Below are 16196 nucleotides of genomic sequence, written 5' to 3'. Positions count from 1 at the left end.
TTCCTCGTCATTGCGAGCGCAGCGAAGCAATCCATGTCTCGGCGCGGATAGATGGATTGCTTCGCTGCGCTCGCAATGACAGTGGAGATAGCTTTCAATCTCTCGGATTGCTGGATTGCAAGTGTGATGCAGCAGAACTACGGAATCTCGTACACCACCATCTTGTCGGCGATGCCGCGTAACGCGGCTTCCTTCTGAATCGGACGGATCGCCTCTCTCTGAAGAATGGTGGCGACCGCCGGCGATTCGATCACCGGCCCCGTAATGTGGATCTCCTGCGAGGTCGACAGGCTCTGCACGCGCGACGCAATGTTGACGGTCTGGCCGAAATAATCCTGCCGCTCGTTCAACATCACCGCCAGGCACGGGCCTTCGTGGATGCCGATCTTGACGATCAGATCCTCCCGGCCGCGCTCCGCATTGAGCGCCGCCATCGCCGCCCGCATACGCAGGCCCGCCACGATCGCATGCTCCGGCCTGATGAAGGTCGCCATCACGGCATCGCCGATCGTTTTCACGACAGCGCCCTTCTCGGACGCAATGATTTCGAGCAGCGCATGGAAATGCGCCCGCACCAGGTCGAAGGCGGCGAGATCGCCGACCCGCTCATAGAGCGCTGTGGAGCCCTTGAGGTCGGTGAACAGGAAGGTCAGCGAGGTGATCTTCAGCCGCTGATCGACGTTGAGGTTATCAGCCTTGAACACATCGCGGAATGTCTGGTTCGACAGCATCCGCTTGGCGGTCAGGATCGGCTTGCGCTTGCCGAGCAGTTCGTGGAGCGTATCGTTGGCGATCCAGACCGCAGGCAGCACGCGCGTGTCGGTCTGGTTCTCCAGCGACAGCCGCAGCGGTCCCGGACGCATCACCGTCGAGCCCGTCGGCGCTTGCAGCTTGTTGAAGACGATCGAAAATTGCTGCCGCTCGCGGGTCGGCTCGCCCTGGATATCGAAGAAGTGCGCCGAATGCGTCACCGGCTCGAACACGATCACGAACTGGTTGGGCAATTGCAGCGACAGCACCGCCTTTTCGCCGGCCGGCAGCTCGATAGCTTCGAGCGACACCTCGTCGATCAGTCGCTTGATCGATTCCTCGCTCAGGTCCATTCCCGAGCTCCAGAACATCTGCCGGTTATATTCCCAGATCGGCAGCGTGTTGGGATCATGCGCGGCAATCCGCCTAACGCGCGGGCTGACGGTGAATGCGACCTCGACGCGGTCGTCGACGGAGGCCTCATAGCCTTGCGCGCACAGCGCGCAATTATAATCGTCGTGGCGCAGCGATTTCAGCGTGTTGTGCGCGCCGAGCACGCCGCCGCAGCCGGGGCAGAGCACATTCCAGGTGAGATCGAACAGGCCGAGCCGCGCCGCATGCAAAAAGGCCGAAATGACCTTTTCCTCGTCGAGCCCGTAGCGCGCGGAAAAATCCAAGAGGTTGATACGGTTGAGATCGCGGTCCTCGCCCTTGGCGATCAATTGCGAGATGGCGTCGACGACCGCGGGATCGGCGGTCTGCTTCAGGACTGAGAACTGGGCCTGGGTATCGCTCATGCTGACAACCTAGATGACGCTACGGGAGCAACTCCGCAAGGTGCTCTATCCGGCCCGGCGCGTTTTCCTGGCGCAAACCGGCAATCCGCTCGATCAAAAAAATACTACCGCGGCGTGATGGCAAACATCGGCGAACGGCTGGGCTGTGTCGTCACCACGCCGATCGGCATCACCGGCTCCTTGTCGACGAGCGTGACGCGGAACGCGCCGATCATCTTCGCCAGTGCCAGCGTAGCTTCGACCAGCGCGAAATGCGCGCCGATGCAGACGCGCGCGCCGACGCCGAACGGCAAATAGGCGAAGCGGTCTGGCGGCGTCCCGGTCATGAAGCGCGACGGGATGAAGGCGTTCGGATCGCGCCACAATTTTTCGTGCCGGTGCAATATCCACGGCGCGATCAGGATCACGTCCTTCTTCTTGACCGGCAGGCCCGCGATCGTGTCCGGCGCGATCGCCGCGCGTGCGATCACGAATGCCGGCGGATAGAGCCGCATGGTCTCGTCGATCACGGCGCGGGTGAATTTCAGTCTGTCGATATCCAGCGCGCCGTTGGCGGTTGCGTCCTGCACTTCCGTGGCGACCTGCTCCTGCGTGGCGGGATCGAGCGCCAGCAGATAGAGCGCCCAGAACAGTGCGGTCGCCGTCGTCTCATGGCCGGCGAGAATCATGGTGGCGACCTGGTCGCCGAGTTGTTCGTCGGTGAAGGCCTGGCCGGTCTCCGGATCGCGGGCGTCGCCCATCAGGTCGAACAGGTCGCGCGCCGACGCGCCCGCGGTCTTGCCGGCGGCGCGACGCTCGGCCATCAGCATGCCGACGAAGGCGGTCCAGCGCTTGCGGAAGCGGGCGCGCGAAATGTCCTGCGGACTCGGCCAGCTCAGCGGCAGCAGCATATCGAGGAAGTGCGGCCGCGCCAGCCGCTCGCCATATTCCATCACGAAATCGCGCAAGGCGGCGCCGTGGCGATCCATGGCGAACGAGAACATGGTGCGGCCGGCGATCTCGAGCGCCATCCGCTGCATCGCCTCGCGCAAATCGACGGGTGCGTTGCTGGCGGCGCGCAGCTTGGCAACCGTCTCGTCGGTCGCTGCCAGCATATGCGGAACGAGCGGCGTCACCGCGCGCGGTGTGAAGGCCGGCGCCAGCGTGCGGCGCTGGTGTTTCCACGCCCGTCCTTCCGCAATCAGAAGGCCATTGCCGAGGATCGGCCGCAGCACCCGGATGCCAACCGGCGTGCGCGAATAGTTTTCGTAATTGTCGACCAGCACATGCCGGATCGCATCCGGCGTGTTGAGGATGAAGGTGCCGCGCCCGAAGAACCGACCCTGGACGATATCGTCCTCATAGGCCCGCTGACCCCAGCTGCCGATCGGACTTTCGCGGATCGCCTTGATCCGCCCGAACACTGTCATGTCGTCGGGCGCCCGTGGCGGGCTCGGCGGCACCAGCGGCCCTCGCGCCACCGGCATGTCGTAGACTCCGGCCATGCTCATGAGCGCCACTCCCGTAGCCCGGATGAGCAAAGCGATATCCGGGATTGTCCAAAGCCCCGCATATCGCTGCGCTCATGCGGGCTACGATCGTATCTATGTCTCCAATCCGGGCGCCGCAAAGGCGCACCGGTCGGGAACAGCTAATAAGTCAGTTCGGCAACCGCAATCCGGTTTTCCCCGGCCGGCCAGGCCCGCGCCACGATTCGCTCTGTATTGAATATCGCTACCACGGAGCGGCCAACCTCCTCGGCCGGAAGCCGTAACGTCGTCACCGAATCGGTCGGCACGCCGGATTTCACATCCCTGGGCTCCTTGCCGTCGATCAGCACCACGTCGCGCGGCAGGCCGAAATAGCCGCGCGGACGCGACATCAGCACCACGGCGCCCGCGCCGGCATCGGCCGGACCGAGCGGTCGCGCGGCGCGTAGATTGACGACGTCGGAGGAGCGCGGAAACGGCGAGCGGTAAAGATGCGTCGTCGGCGAACCGGCCGACGTCAACACGATTTCGAGATGCCAGGTCGGCTCGACCTGCACCGGACCCCAGCGGCCATCGGCACCGGTTTGCGACGAGTGGATCGGACCGCCGCTCCGTTCGCCAGTATCGGGAGAGACGCGATAGATTTCGACCGTCGCGCCCGACACGGGACGGTTGGTGACAACGCCGCCTGGCGTATCAGTCACAAGCCCGCTCAGTCTGACTTCCGCTTCCGGCACGATCTCGATGCGCGACGGCTCTCTGCCCGCGATGAATTTATAGATCTCGCGAAACGCGCGCGGATGAAACGCGACCTCGCGATGATCGAGCGCGCCGAGCACGAGGTTGGTCGCGCCCTTCAGCGCCGGACCTTCTGACGTCACGCCGGTCGGCATGCCGGGCTTGCCGACAAAGCGACCGTCGGCTTGCGCAAATTTATCGTTGCCGTCGCTGCGCAAGGTGAGGAACGCGGTGCCCGGCGTGACCTCGCTCTCGCCTTCGTTCAGGCTGCGCAGGAACGGGCCGCGGCCGTTGAACTCGCCGCCTAATCCCTCATCCCAATCGTAGATGCCGTGATTGGGAACGCCGCACAGCACGGCGTGGCTGACATCGGCGCCGCCGCCGTTCCTGATGTAATTGCGGATCGAATAGCCGCCGCGCGAATTGCCGACCAGCGCAATGCGCGACGCACCGGTGCGCTGTTTGAATTCCTTGACGGCCTCAGTGAGCTCGCGGCGTTGGTCTTCGGTCGAGGAACGGTTCGGCTGCTCCACTTTGTCATCGGTGCGCGCGAGAGGATCGGTGAAACTGATCGCCATCATCCGTTCGCGCGGCACGCCATTCGATTCCATCCGCCATAACGTCGTAATCCAGAGCGCTGCGTGATCGCCGTTGCCGTGCACGAACAGGATTGGCGGAACCGCGCCCGCAACCGAAGGCGTCGAGGCGGTCTCTGCCAACGCGGAAAAGCTGAGATTGCCGGCAAGATTGCCCGCCAGCAAAGGTAGCGCGCCTGCGCCCCTGAGCATGGTTCGCCGCGTCAGGCTCATTTGGGCTCCTCTCGTCATTTTTCAGTACCCTAGCTGTGCTCTAGCAGTCCCCATAGCGGCCTAACTACTGGACAGAGCAAGGTTTTCGCAGGCATCTGTGAGGGCCGCAGGAATCATCGTCTCCCCTTTAGCAGCCCAACCGGAACCGGATATGACCGAACCGCCGAAGCGCTCCGATAGTATCTTCGCACCGCTGCGGCATTCGGTGTTCCGGCGAATCTGGCTGGCGAGCCTTCTGTCCAACCTCGGGCTCCTGATCCATGGCGTTGGCGCGGCCTGGGCGATGACGCAGATGACGTCGTCCGCCGACAAGGTGGCGCTGGTGCAGACCGCGCTGATGCTGCCGATCATGCTGATCTCGATGCCGGCAGGCGCCATCGCCGACATGCACGACCGCCGCGTCGTGGCGATGGTGTCGCTATTGATCGCGCTGACCGGCGCGAGCGCGCTGACCGTACTGGCCTGGCTCAATTTGGTGACGCCGAACATCCTCTTGCTGTTCTGCTTCATTGTCGGCACCGGCATGGCGCTGATGGGACCGGCCTGGCAGTCTTCGGTCAGCGAGCAGGTGCCGCCCGAAACCCTGCCGGCTGCGGTCGCACTCAACGGCATCAGCTACAACATCGCGCGCAGCTTCGGCCCCGCGATCGGCGGCATCGTGGTCGCGACCGCCGGCGCTGTTGCTGCCTTCGCGGCGAACGCGCTGCTCTATCTGCCGCTGTTGATCGTGCTGTTTCTCTGGAACCGGATCCACGAACCGTCGCGGCTGCCGCGCGAGCGTCTCAACCGCGCGATGGTCTCAGGCGTCCGCTACATCACCAACTCTCCCTCGATCAAGATCGTCCTGACGCGCACGCTCGTCACGGGCATCATCGGCGGCTCGGTGTCGGCGCTGATGCCGCTGATCGCGCGCGATCTCTTGCATGGCGGCGCGCAGACCTATGGCGTCATGCTGGGAGCCTTCGGCATGGGCGCCGTGATCGGCGCGTTGAACATCGGCTCCGTCCGCAAGCAATTGAGCGGCGAGGGCGCGGTGCGCGCCTGCACGATATCGTTGGCCGGCGCAATCGCAGCCGTCGCGCTCAGCACCAGCGCCATCCTGACGGCGATCGCGCTGGTGCTGGCCGGCGCGGTGTGGATGCTTGCGGTCGCGCTGTTCAATATCGGCGTGCAGCTTTCGGCGCCGCGCTGGGTCGCCGGCCGCTCGCTGGCGGCTTTCCAGGCCGCGATTGCTGGTGGCATTGCGATCGGAAGCTGGGGCTGGGGTCATCTCACCGATATGTACGGCGTCGAGATCGCGCTGCTGATCTCCGCCGGACTGATGCTGCTGTCCCCGCTGCTCGGCATCTGGCTGCGGATGCCGCCGGTCGGCGCCCGCTACGAGCCGCCCGCCGAGGCGCTGGCCGATCCCGAGGTGCGGCTGTCGTTGACGGGACGCAGCGGGCCCCTGGTGGTCGAGATCGAATACCGCGTCGCGCAGGACAACGCCCGCGCCTTCCACAATGTGATGCAGGAGGTGCAGCTCAGCCGGCAGCGCAACGGCGCCTATGGCTGGTCGATCGCGCGCGATATCGGCGATCCCGAGCTATGGACCGAGCGCTACCATTGCCCGACCTGGCTCGATTACCTGCGCCAGCGTAACCGCGCGACGCAGTCCGAGCGCGCCTTGCATCAGCGCGCGATCGACTTTCATCTCGGGCCGGAGCCGATCCGCGTCCGCCGCATGCTGGAGCGACCGTTCGGCTCGGTTCGCTGGAAGGAAGACACCCCCGACCGCGCCGCCAACGAGGTCTTGCCGGTGGTCGCGACAGCGGCGGGCAGCAGCACCTAACGCGTCGATAGCAGACGCGACTTTTGGGCGCAGAATGGCGCGGGAATAATTCCGCCAACCGTATCCAAACGGCCGCCGACACCGCTCCCGCGATTTCTCGCGGCTGATTTCTTGCGACTAAAGTGTAAGAATTCTGCGCGCTTTCGCTCCGCTGAGCGGGAAGCGAGGGCCGTTTCGCGTCTGCGAAACGACAGCGCCGTTTACCCCGTGCGCGATTAGAAAGATCGCCGCGCACTTCCCACTTGCCAAAGTGCCGCGCAAGCCTTTGACTTGTCGTCAAGACAAACACACCCGCGCTAATGACGGGTGATGACAACTTAACCGGGAGGAACTCATGAGCAAGCGTAGCGATAAAACGACGCGCCGCCGTTTCCTGACGGCCGCGGCCGCCGGCGGTGCGGTGATTGCGATGCCGCAAGTCAGCCGGGCGCAGACGGCGGTCCTGAAGATGCAGGGCTCGTGGGGCAAGGCCGACGTCTTCAACGAAATGGCCGAAGACTATGTGAAGCGCGTCAATGACATGGCCGGGGGCCGGCTACGCATCGACTATCTTGTGGGCGGCTCCGTCGTGCATCCGTTCCAGGTATTCGACGGCGTGCATGGCGGCCAGATCGACGCTGCTCACACGGTGACGGTCTACTGGTACGGCAAGCACAAGGCGGCGTCGCTGTTCGGTACCGGACCGGTGTTCGGCTTCAACGCCAACGAAGGTCTTGGCTGGATTCACAACGGCGGTGGCAAGGAGCTGTTCGAAGAACTCCAGACCCAGATCATGAAGGTCAACATCAAGAGCTTCTTCGCGATGCCGATGCCGACCCAGCCGCTCGGCTGGTTCAAGAAGCCGATCACCAGCGATGCCGACCTGAAAGGGCTCAAGTACCGCACCGTGGGTCTGGCCGCCGACTTGTTCCAGGTAATGGGCGCCTCTGTCGCGCAGCTTCCGGGCGGCGAAATCGTGCCGGCCATGGAGCGCGGCGTGATCGATGGATTCGAGTTCAACAACCCGACATCGGACAGGCGCTTCGGCGCGCAGGACGTCGCCAAGAACTACATGTTGGGTAGCCACCATCAGGCGACGGAATACTTCGAGATCATGTTCAACCGCACGAAGTATAATGCGCTGGCGGCCGAGCAGAAGGCGATCCTACAGTATGCTGCGGAGGCAGTCTCTTCCGCCAATGAATGGAAGGGGATGGACTATTACTCCAAGGACCTGCAGGAACTGATCAATAAGGACAAGGTCAACGTTCAGCGGACGCCGAAGTCCGTATTCGATGCGCAGATTAAGGCATGGGACGGCTTAATCGCCCAGCTTGGGTCGGATCCGTTCATGAAGAAAGTGATGGACTCGCAGAAGGCATGGGTGCGCCGCGTGGTTTACTACAACATGACTAACGCAACAGATTACCGTGGCGCCTTCGAGCACCACTTCCCGGGCGTGCTCAAGGTCTGACAGGCTCGCGGCGCTTGATCGGCGGTACGAGTAATGGGCGGCGCGGTTGACGCGCCGCTCACCAGCAATTGGGGGACAATTCGGATGTGCGATTTGCCGCGAGTTCAACTCGCATGAGGAAGTTTCTATTTTTCATCGATGAGCTCAGCACTTGGGTGGGCAAGGCGTTCGCCTGGCTGATTCTCGTCCTCACGCTCGGTGTCAGCTACGAGGTGTTCATGCGCTACGTGCTGCGTGCGCCGACCACCTGGGCATTCGACATCAGCTACATCACCTACGGCGCGATGTTCCTGATGGCCGGCGCGTATACGCTCTCGCGCAACGGTCATGTGCGCGCCGACGTGGTCTACCGCCTCTGGTCGCCGCGCACCCAGGCGATGATGGACCTCGTTCTCTACATTTTGTTCTTCCTGCCGGCGATCGCGGCGCTGATGTATTCGGGCTGGAATTATGCCGACATGTCGGTGCGCTTCCGTGAAGTCAGCATCTTCAGTCCGGCCGGCGTGCCGGTGTTTCCGCTGAAAGCGCTGATCCCGGCCACCGGTGTCCTCCTGTTTCTGCAAGGGCTCGCTGAGGTCATCCGCTGTGTGCTGTGCATCCGCACCGGCCGATGGCCGCAACGCCTGCACGACGTGGAGGAGACCGAGAGTCTCGTCATTCGCGAACATCAGCAGGCGGCCGCCGCGCAGCAGGACGAGAAAGGAGCAGGCGCATGACCGATCCTCAACTCGGCATGCTGATGCTGGGCCTATTCATCTTCATCATCATGCTCGGCTTCCCGATCGCCTTCACGCTGATGGCGATGGGCGTCGCGTTCGGCTACTACGCCTACTACACGGCCGGCCAGGACTTCTTCGAGAATCGCATCTTCACGCTTCTGGTGCAGAAGACGTTCGAGGTCACGTCCAGCGATGTGCTGGTCGCGGTTCCGCTGTTCCTCTTCATGGGCTATCTGGTCGAGCGCGCAAACATTCTCGACCGTCTGTTCTACTCGCTGCAACTGTCGATGAAGAACGTGCCGGGCGCGCTGGCGGTAGCGACGCTGATCACCTGCGCGATGTTCGCGACCGCCACCGGCATCGTCGGCGCGGTTGTCACGCTAATGGGCCTGCTGGCCTTGCCGGCGATGCTGCGGGCAGGTTACGACACCAAGCTGTCCGCAGGCGTCGTCTGCGCCGGCGGTTGCCTCGGCATCCTGATTCCGCCGAGCATTCTCCTGATCGTCTATGCGGCGACCGCCGGCGTTTCGGCGGTCAAGCTCTATGCGGCCGCTTTCTTTCCAGGGTTCCTGCTGGCCGGGCTCTACGTCCTCTATGCAATAGCGCGCGCGATCATCAATCCCGCGCTCGCGCCGAAGCTGCCGCCCGAGCAGACCAACGTGCCGCTCAGCACGGTGGTCTGGGCGCTCGCAACCTCGTTCCTGCCGCTGGCGCTGCTCATCGTTTCGGTGCTCGGCGCGATCCTGTTTGGCCTGGCAACGCCGTCCGAAGCGGCCGCGGTAGGCGCCCTCATGAGCATCGTTCTGGCGGCCGCCTATCGTTCGCTCAACTTCACGATGATGCGCGAGTCGGTGTATCTGACCGTGCGCGCCACCGCGATGGTCTGTTACCTGTTCATCGGGTCGTGGACGTTCTCCGCGGTGTTTGCCGTCCTTGGCGGACAATCGGTGGTCGAGCAGTTCTTCACCTCGATGAATCTGTCGCCGATCGGGTTCCTGTTGTTGACCCAGGTGATCATTTTCCTGCTCGGCTGGCCGTTGGAATGGACCGAGATCATCATCATCTTCGTGCCGATCTTTCTGCCGCTGCTTCCCCAATACGGCATTGATCCGATCTTCTTCGGCATCCTGGTTGCACTGAACACGCAGACGGCGTTCAACACACCGCCGGTGGCGATGGCCGCGTTCTATCTGAAGGGCGTGGCGCCGCCGCAGGTGAAGCTCACTGACATCTTCTCGGGCGCGCTTCCCTTTGTCTTCCTGGTCTTCTTCACCATGGCGCTGGTCTATATCTTCCCCGCCATTGCGTTGTGGTTGCCCAGCTACCTCTATGGATCGCGGTGACCAGCTTGGGTAAGACGCTGAAAGGGTGCGCATGAGCCTCAATGCGCTCGGCCTCACGGAAGCCGCGGCAGGCATTCGCGACGGCCGGTTCAGCTCGGTCGACCTCGTCGGCGACTGCCTCAAGCGCATCGACGAGGTCGATCGCGACATCGATGCGTGGGCGTTCCTCGATCGCGACCACGCGATGCGGCAGGCCGAGGTTGCCGACGATCGTCGCAAGCAGGGCAAGGCCACAGGCCCGCTGCATGGCGTGCCCGTCGGCATCAAGGACATCTTCGACACCGGCGATATGCCGACGGAGTTCGGATCAAAACTGTGGGCCGGACGCACGCCGCGACGCGACGCCGCTGCCGTGGCGCGCCTGCGCGCGGCGGGTGCGGTGATCCTTGGCAAGACGGTGACCACCGAATACGCCTACTTCAATCCGGGCAAAACCAGGAACCCGCACAACCCTGACCACACGCCGGGCGGTTCATCCTCGGGCTCGGCTGCGGCGGTGGCGGCCTTGATGGTGCCCGGCGCGATCGGCTCGCAGACCAACGGCTCGGTGATCCGTCCCGCCGCATTCTGCGGTGTGGTCGGCTTCAAGCCGACACACGGCCTGATTCCGCGGACTGGCGCGCTGCTCTTGTCGCGGGCGCTCGATCACGTCGGCGTATTTGCGCGTTCGGTCGACGATGCGGCGCTGCTCGCACAGGCGCTTGCAGGCTTCGACGAAGAGGATCCGGATACGCGCGCCCTCGCCAGCCCCCCCTTTGTTGACGTGGCGGCAAGCGAGCCGCCATTGCCGCCGCGCTTCGCCTTCATCCGCTCGCCGGCCTGGAAGCATGCGGAGCAGGTGACCACGGAGGCGTTTGCCGAGTTGGTCGAAACTTTGGGCAAACACATTTCCGAGGTCGAGATCAGCCCGGGATTCGATCGCGCCGTCGACATGCACCGCACCATCATGGAAGTGGAAATGGCGCATAATCTGCATCGCGATTTCGAGCAGGGGGCTGAGTCCTTGAGCGAGATGCTGCGCGCACTGATTGAGCGTGGCCGCAAGGTCCTGGCCGTCGACTATGCGCGGGCGCTGTCCGGCAGCGCGGCGCTCAACGCGGCGCTTGACGGCGTGTTCGACGAATACGACGCCATACTGACCCCTGCCGCGCCGGGACCGGCGCCGCGCGGTCTCGACAGTACCGGAAACCCGGTGTTCTGTTCGACGTGGACCTATCTCGGCACGCCTGCGGTAACGCTGCCGCTGCTGCAATCGGAAAGCGGCCTGCCCATCGGCGTGCAACTGGTCGGGCGCCGCGGCAACGATGCGCGGCTGCTCCGGACCGCTAACTGGCTGGTCACTACTCTCGGAAAAAGCGGCCGCGGCAGGTCCGGCTCGGCGAAGAAGACAAGGAGCGGCAGATGACGAACTTGATCACCGGCCTGATCGGCATTGGCGGCGTCCTGACGTTTCTCGGCATCCTGCTCTGGTGGATCAAGGCGGTGCCCTTGATCGTCATCTGCGTGCTCGTGATGGCGCTGCTGATCTACGACTTCTATCAATCGCTGCGCGCCAACGGGAACGGCGCGGGATAGACCGCGGCTCCCGGCGGCCTACTGCCCGTGGCTCGCCAGCATCTGCTGGCAGCCCTTGCTGATCTTGGCGCGGTTCTGTTTCAGGCAGGCCAGCACGATCTGGTCACCATCCTGCATGTGCGCCCGGCAGTAGCGCGAGACGTCGCGCGAGCAGGCGTCATGCCCCTTCTGCCGGTCCTGCTGGGACTGGGCCGCGGCGGCTGACGTGATCAGAACCAGGGGAATGACGAGAAGAATCTTGCTCATTTGCTATGCCTTTGTACCGGTAAAACGCAATCGGCGCGTTCTATCGTGTTTTCGAGCGGAGGGAACACCGTTTCGCGTGAGGAAAACGCCTCAAAACGGGAATCGAGCGCCGAAATCCGGGCTGGCAACGCATTTGTGATGAACGAAATCGCGCGAAACGCTGCGCTTGAAGATCCCGAAACCTCAAGAAAACGCCTGCGTCGCATCGCCGCAAGCGTTTTCGGGAGCCGGGCGGAGAGCCGATCACTGCGCGGCGAGCTTGCCCTTCTTCGCCGCAAGATCGCGATCCATCACGGTGCGGCAGCCTGCGCTCAGGTCAGAGCGGTGCTTGATCATGCAGGCGGTGATCTTCGGGATATTCGGGATTTCCGAGCTGCAGAGGCGGAACGCGTCGCCGGTGCACATCTGCTGCGCCTCAGAGCTGAAGGCGAGGCTCGCAGTCGATGAGGCGGCGGCGAAGGAGGCGGTCAAGGCCAGCACCAAACTGACCTTGCGAACGGTATTGTAGAACACTGTGGTCATTGTCGGCTCCTGTTGGCCCGCCATAGCGGACCCCGTTGTTGATGGCAGGAACCATGCGCCTGGAACCGCTGTCACGACTGTGACTGACGTCACTCGCGTATAAACCCCTCATCCGCTTCGCCTAACCGGCGCTTGTTCGCGAGACGTTAAGACATTGTTGGCATTAATGGCCCGTTGCGTGTGTATCCCGAGTATCTGGAAAGATTAGCGATGCGTAATGCGTTGGGCCTGATGCTGGCCAGTTTAGTGACGGCGGTTCTCATCACCGGCGTTTGGTTCTGGACCTCCTCGCCGCGCGCCGACGCGGCTCCCCCTCAAACCGTCGCCGCCCGCATGGAGCCGCTGCTGGCGCCCGCCGCAGCGAGACCCGCACTGAGGGACGACGTCGAAGTGACCGCTTCGCTGTCGAGGCCGGCCCCTGCTCCCGCGCCGGTTCCGGCGCCGCAGCCGGTGCGATCGGCGTGCGCCAATCCGGACGCGCTCGGCGTCAGCCGCACCGTCGTGATCGACACCACGGGCGGTCCCGGCTTTGGCTTCCTGCAATACAAGCAGTTCGACTTCCTGACCGACAAGGAAGTGGTGCTGACCTTCGACGACGGCCCATGGCCGACCACGCCCGCTGTGCTCAAGGCGCTCGCGGATGAATGCACCAAGGCGCTGTTCTTCCCGGTCGGCAAGCACACCACCTATCATCCGGAGATTCTCAAGCAGGTGGCGGTTGCCGGCCACACCATCGGCTCGCACACCTGGTCGCACGCCCATCTCGACAGCAAGAAGCTGACCGAGGCGCAGATGCGGGAAGAGATCGAGAAAGGCTTTAGCGCCGTGAAGATGGCGCTGGGGACCGCGCCCGCGCCGTTCTTCCGCTTCCCTGGGCTCGCACACACGCAAGTAGCCCTCGGCTATCTCGCCTCGCGCAACATTTCGATGTTTTCAGTTGATGTCGATTCCAACGACTTCAAATCGTCGGGTCCCGACCAGGTCATCCAGAACGTCATGACCAAGCTCGACAAGCAGGGCAAAGGCGTGATCCTGATGCACGATTTGCAGAAGAGCACGGCGCAGGCGTTGCCGACGCTGCTTCGCCGCCTCAAGGCCGGCGGCTACAAGGTCGTGCAGATGAAGGCCAAGGAGCAGCTCGAAACCCTGCCCGAATATGACGCGATGCTGGTGAAGGACCAGAAGGTGCCGGCGGTAGCCAGCCGTCCGATCAGCAGCGTGGTGCAAACGGTTTCGCAGTAGGGATTGGCGACGCCTTTAGATAGCTCGCCTCTAACCGAGTCGTCATGCCCGGGCTTGTTCCCGGGCATCCACGTTTTTGGGATACGTCAGCGAAGGAAGACGTGAATAGCCGGGCCACGGTCATGACGTTCGTGAATTGAGTGCTCGGCTTACCAGTAGATGCCGTGCTGATGCAGCGCGCGAACGATGCGCGCTTGGATCGCGTAGCGGATGCGGTGCGGCCTTGCGAGTCTCGCCGCCGACGCCGTTCTCCGGGCCATCGGCCTTGCGGGCCCGTCGTTCATGGCCGCCGCCGCGGGCCGATATGCCCTGGCCGCCTTGAGTCTGGCCGGCGCTTGCCTGCTGGTCTGCACCTTGTTCGCGTCAGCCTTGGCTGTCTCGACCTTCGGTGTCTCGGCCTTCGGTGTCTCAGTCTTGGGCTCGATCGCCGGCCGCTCGACATATTTCGGCGGTTCCGGCTGCTGCGGCACTTCAGCGGTTTTCGGTGCATCGACGACGGTCTTCGCGGGCGTCGGCGCACGCGGCGACTCGATGCCGCCCAGCGACAGGCTCCGATCCCCAGCCTGAGCCGCGGCGGATACAAAAACGAATCCTGCAATGAGAATGAATTTACGCATGTTTGTATCTCCCCTTGAAGTTGACCGGGAGATTACGGGTGGCGACCGGATTGTTATGTGAGGCAGGTCACGCCAACACACTCGTGACCCACGTGCACTGAACTCTTCAGGGAATTTTTTATAAAGCGTGGTGCCGCAAACAGGACTCGAACCTGTGACCCCGTCATTACGAATGACGTGCTCTACCAACTGAGCTATTGCGGCGAACCGAAGCAGCGTTCGGGCGTGAGCCGCGAGCGCCCGCACCTGATATCGGGCATGGCCCCGATTGGCAAGAAAAACGCTTGGTCCTTAACCCTAGTTGCCGCCCCAGCGTGACAAAAATCCTCGCCAGCCGCCAGCCTGCGCCTTGGGCGTTCCGATTTGTTCCGCGAATTCGTCCGCCGGGCCGTCCTCGTCGACCCCGGGATCGTCAGGCGCCCGGACCAGCGGGATTACAGCCGGAATCGGTGCCGGGACGGCCTTTGGGATGTCCTTGCGCGACCGGAACAGGGGGGCCGGCTGCGGCGGGGTTGATTCGGCCGGCTTTTGCGGGGCCGGGGTCGGTTCAGCGGCCGGTTCCGGGCGGCTTGCCTCAGCCGGGGCAGGCTCGGCGGCGACAGACGCTGGCGGCGTATTGTCCTGCGCGGCTGCTGGCTCCGGTGCGACCGGGGCGGCTGATGGCTCCGGCTTGCTGGGAGCGACGGGCTCGGTCACCGGCTCGTTCACCGCCTCGGGCGCCGCAATCACTACGGCGCGGCGCGGGGTCGCCAGCATCGCTTCCTCGAACGGGGAGGACTCGATCGCAGGTCCCTTGTCGGAAGGTAGCGCCGCGACCGGCGTCTGCCACTGGAAGGCGTCGAGCCGTCCGGTGACGGGGGAGACCGGCCGCCAGCGATCGCTGACATAGCCGTCCGCGGTCCAGGCCGGATCGTGCAGCGCGCGCACCGCGCGCAAGGTCCACGCGCGCGCCCGGCCACTATCCCCGTGTTCGGTGCGTTCGAGCTCCGCCATCAGCAGCGCGACGCGCTGCGTCGGCTGATTGATGAAGGGCGCCAGCGCCTCGCGCGCTTTCCCAAATTCGGAGGCGTCGATAGCCGCGCGCGCAATCGCCAGCGCCCCCTCGATGTGTCCCGGCGCTTTCGCAGCGAGCGTCTCGACCCGTACCAGCCGCTGGCGTGCGGAATCGCCAAGCTTCACATGGGAATAGGCGTCGGCCAGATCGGGATGCGGCTGCGCCAGCCACGCCGCCTCGACGAGGCGCATCGAACGCCGCACCTGATGCGCTTCGCTCTCGAACTTGCTCGCCAGCACCGCGGCGGGCACCAGCGTCGGCGCCAGCTTGACCGCTTCCATCACGCTCTCGCGCGCCAGGTCGCGATCGACCTTTTCGAGTTCGAGCGCGCGCGCCGTCAGCAGCACGCCGCGCTGCCTTCGATAGGTCGCCTTGTCGATCAGCCCGGCCGATTGGTTGTTGTCGAGGATCTTCAGCGCGCCGGCCCAGTCGCCCTTGGCGCAGCAGAAGCCGAGCACGGCGTGCGAGGCCCAGGACGACGACGGCGACAATTTCAGCGCTTCCTCGGCGAGCATGACGGCAGCGACGGGATCGTCGGCGCGCTGCGCCTCGATGAAGAGGCCGCGCAAGCCGAGCAGTCGCGTGTCTTCACGCTCGGCCATCGCGCGGAAGGCGCGCTGCGCACCCTCGCGGTCGCCGTCGAGCTGCGCCGATTGTGCGTGCAGCAATAGCGCCAGCGGATCGTGCGCGGCATGCTTGCGGGCGGCATCGGCGTGCATGCGGGCGGCGGAGGAATCGCCGTGCCCGATCGCCAGCAGTCCTTGCGTGATCGCATGCCGGCCGCGGGCCTGGCGGCGTTCGCGCCGGTTGCGGCGGAGACGCTGCGGCGTGCGCCACAGTCCGCGCAGGATCGCCCACATCATCATCGCTGCGACGATGACGATGCCGAGCACCAGCACGAACACCGGCAGCGTCATCTGCGCGCGATAGCCGCCCCAGGACAACGCGACATCGCCGGTCTGCTCGGCAATCCAGGCTGCGCCGGCCGCACCGAGCGCAATCAACAACAGAAACAGAATGATCCGGATCAT

14 protein-coding genes and 1 tRNA gene are annotated in these 16196 nt (G+C 64.1%); 7 read left to right on the top strand and 8 right to left on the bottom strand.

Going from position 1 to position 16196, the window contains the following annotated elements:
• Positions 1-137 precede the first annotated feature (137 nt).
• From AC0QUY_RS33910 to AC0QUY_RS33900, 3 genes are all read right to left on the bottom strand, one after another.
• Positions 138-1547, bottom strand: a complete 1410-nt coding sequence (locus AC0QUY_RS33910; RefSeq protein WP_475390352.1) for a DUF5939 domain-containing protein — start codon at positions 1545-1547, stop codon at positions 138-140.
• A gap of 104 nt (positions 1548-1651) precedes the next feature.
• On the bottom strand, positions 1652-3037 hold the full coding sequence (locus AC0QUY_RS33905) for a cytochrome P450 (RefSeq protein WP_475390351.1): 1386 nt from the start codon (positions 3035-3037) through the stop codon (positions 1652-1654).
• A 140-nt stretch (positions 3038-3177) separates the two neighbouring features.
• Positions 3178-4563: a hydrolase gene (locus AC0QUY_RS33900; protein ID WP_475390350.1), complete on the bottom strand. Its 1386-nt coding sequence runs from the start codon at positions 4561-4563 to the stop codon at positions 3178-3180.
• A gap of 151 nt (positions 4564-4714) precedes the next feature.
• Between AC0QUY_RS33900 and AC0QUY_RS33895 the strand changes: the two genes are divergently transcribed.
• The 6 genes from AC0QUY_RS33895 (at position 4715) to AC0QUY_RS33870 (ending at position 11484) form a co-directional block, all read left to right on the top strand.
• Positions 4715-6394 carry an MFS transporter gene (locus tag AC0QUY_RS33895; RefSeq protein WP_475390349.1) on the top strand — a complete coding sequence of 560 codons (1680 nt, stop codon included), beginning with the start codon at positions 4715-4717 and terminating at the stop codon, positions 6392-6394.
• Between the two features lie 334 nt (positions 6395-6728).
• Positions 6729-7847 (top strand): TRAP transporter substrate-binding protein, encoded by a 1119-nt coding sequence (locus AC0QUY_RS33890; RefSeq protein ID WP_161850914.1) that lies wholly within the window; start codon positions 6729-6731, stop codon positions 7845-7847.
• A 113-nt stretch (positions 7848-7960) separates the two neighbouring features.
• Positions 7961-8563, top strand: coding sequence for a TRAP transporter small permease subunit (locus AC0QUY_RS33885; protein ID WP_475390348.1), 603 nt, complete (start codon positions 7961-7963; stop codon positions 8561-8563).
• Entirely contained in the window at positions 8560-9909 is a 1350-nt protein-coding gene (locus tag AC0QUY_RS33880) for a TRAP transporter large permease (RefSeq protein WP_161850916.1), read from the top strand. The genes AC0QUY_RS33885 and AC0QUY_RS33880 overlap by 4 nt, the downstream gene beginning before the upstream one ends.
• A gap of 31 nt (positions 9910-9940) precedes the next feature.
• Complete coding sequence (locus AC0QUY_RS33875) at positions 9941-11314, top strand: amidase (protein WP_475390347.1); 1374 nt, start codon at positions 9941-9943, stop codon at positions 11312-11314.
• Positions 11311-11484, top strand: coding sequence for a hypothetical protein (locus tag AC0QUY_RS33870; RefSeq protein WP_161850918.1), 174 nt, complete (start codon positions 11311-11313; stop codon positions 11482-11484). The genes AC0QUY_RS33875 and AC0QUY_RS33870 overlap by 4 nt, the downstream gene beginning before the upstream one ends.
• A gap of 18 nt (positions 11485-11502) precedes the next feature.
• On the opposite strand, the gene AC0QUY_RS33865 is transcribed toward AC0QUY_RS33870, so the two are convergent.
• Together AC0QUY_RS33865 and AC0QUY_RS33860 are read right to left on the bottom strand one after the other, a co-directional pair.
• Positions 11503-11730 (bottom strand): hypothetical protein, encoded by a 228-nt coding sequence (locus AC0QUY_RS33865; RefSeq protein WP_161850919.1) that lies wholly within the window; start codon positions 11728-11730, stop codon positions 11503-11505.
• A gap of 243 nt (positions 11731-11973) precedes the next feature.
• A complete protein-coding gene (locus AC0QUY_RS33860) occupies positions 11974-12252 on the bottom strand; it encodes a hypothetical protein (RefSeq protein WP_475390346.1) in 279 nt (92 codons plus the stop codon).
• Between the two features lie 210 nt (positions 12253-12462).
• On the opposite strand from AC0QUY_RS33860, the gene AC0QUY_RS33855 reads away from it, so the two are divergent.
• Positions 12463-13494 carry a polysaccharide deacetylase family protein gene (locus tag AC0QUY_RS33855; RefSeq protein ID WP_475390345.1) on the top strand — a complete coding sequence of 344 codons (1032 nt, stop codon included), beginning with the start codon at positions 12463-12465 and terminating at the stop codon, positions 13492-13494.
• A 149-nt stretch (positions 13495-13643) separates the two neighbouring features.
• Here the strand turns inward: AC0QUY_RS33855 and AC0QUY_RS33850 are convergent, their stop codons facing one another.
• The 3 genes from AC0QUY_RS33850 to AC0QUY_RS33840 form a co-directional block, all read right to left on the bottom strand.
• Positions 13644-14111 (bottom strand): superantigen-like protein SSL4, encoded by a 468-nt coding sequence (locus AC0QUY_RS33850; protein ID WP_161850922.1) that lies wholly within the window; start codon positions 14109-14111, stop codon positions 13644-13646.
• A 128-nt stretch (positions 14112-14239) separates the two neighbouring features.
• Positions 14240-14315 (bottom strand) — tRNA-Thr (locus AC0QUY_RS33845).
• Between the two features lie 93 nt (positions 14316-14408).
• Positions 14409-16196, bottom strand: a complete 1788-nt coding sequence (locus AC0QUY_RS33840; protein ID WP_475390344.1) for a heme biosynthesis HemY N-terminal domain-containing protein — start codon at positions 16194-16196, stop codon at positions 14409-14411.

It is taken from the genome of Bradyrhizobium sp. WYCCWR15520 (assembly GCF_056174665.1).
This window is presented reverse-complemented; position numbering and strand designations above follow the sequence as displayed.

Bases quoted from the DNA above. Each gene is read 5' to 3' on its own strand.
- AC0QUY_RS33910 (WP_475390352.1), bottom strand. From the start codon at position 1,547: ATGAGCGATACCCAGGCCCAGTTCTCAGTCCTGAAGCAGACCGCCGAT.
- AC0QUY_RS33905 (WP_475390351.1), bottom strand. From the start codon at position 3,037: ATGAGCATGGCCGGAGTCTACGACATGCCGGTGGCGCGAGGGCCGCTG.
- AC0QUY_RS33900 (WP_475390350.1), bottom strand. From the start codon at position 4,563: ATGAGCCTGACGCGGCGAACCATGCTCAGGGGCGCAGGCGCGCTACCT.
- AC0QUY_RS33895 (WP_475390349.1), top strand. From the start codon at position 4,715: ATGACCGAACCGCCGAAGCGCTCCGATAGTATCTTCGCACCGCTGCGG.
- AC0QUY_RS33890 (WP_161850914.1), top strand. From the start codon at position 6,729: ATGAGCAAGCGTAGCGATAAAACGACGCGCCGCCGTTTCCTGACGGCC.
- AC0QUY_RS33885 (WP_475390348.1), top strand. From the start codon at position 7,961: ATGAGGAAGTTTCTATTTTTCATCGATGAGCTCAGCACTTGGGTGGGC.
- AC0QUY_RS33880 (WP_161850916.1), top strand. From the start codon at position 8,560: ATGACCGATCCTCAACTCGGCATGCTGATGCTGGGCCTATTCATCTTC.
- AC0QUY_RS33875 (WP_475390347.1), top strand. From the start codon at position 9,941: ATGAGCCTCAATGCGCTCGGCCTCACGGAAGCCGCGGCAGGCATTCGC.
- AC0QUY_RS33870 (WP_161850918.1), top strand. From the start codon at position 11,311: ATGACGAACTTGATCACCGGCCTGATCGGCATTGGCGGCGTCCTGACG.
- AC0QUY_RS33865 (WP_161850919.1), bottom strand. From the start codon at position 11,730: ATGAGCAAGATTCTTCTCGTCATTCCCCTGGTTCTGATCACGTCAGCC.
- AC0QUY_RS33860 (WP_475390346.1), bottom strand. From the start codon at position 12,252: ATGACCACAGTGTTCTACAATACCGTTCGCAAGGTCAGTTTGGTGCTG.
- AC0QUY_RS33855 (WP_475390345.1), top strand. From the start codon at position 12,463: ATGCGTAATGCGTTGGGCCTGATGCTGGCCAGTTTAGTGACGGCGGTT.
- AC0QUY_RS33850 (WP_161850922.1), bottom strand. From the start codon at position 14,111: ATGCGTAAATTCATTCTCATTGCAGGATTCGTTTTTGTATCCGCCGCG.
- AC0QUY_RS33840 (WP_475390344.1), bottom strand. From the start codon at position 16,196: ATGATCCGGATCATTCTGTTTCTGTTGTTGATTGCGCTCGGTGCGGCC.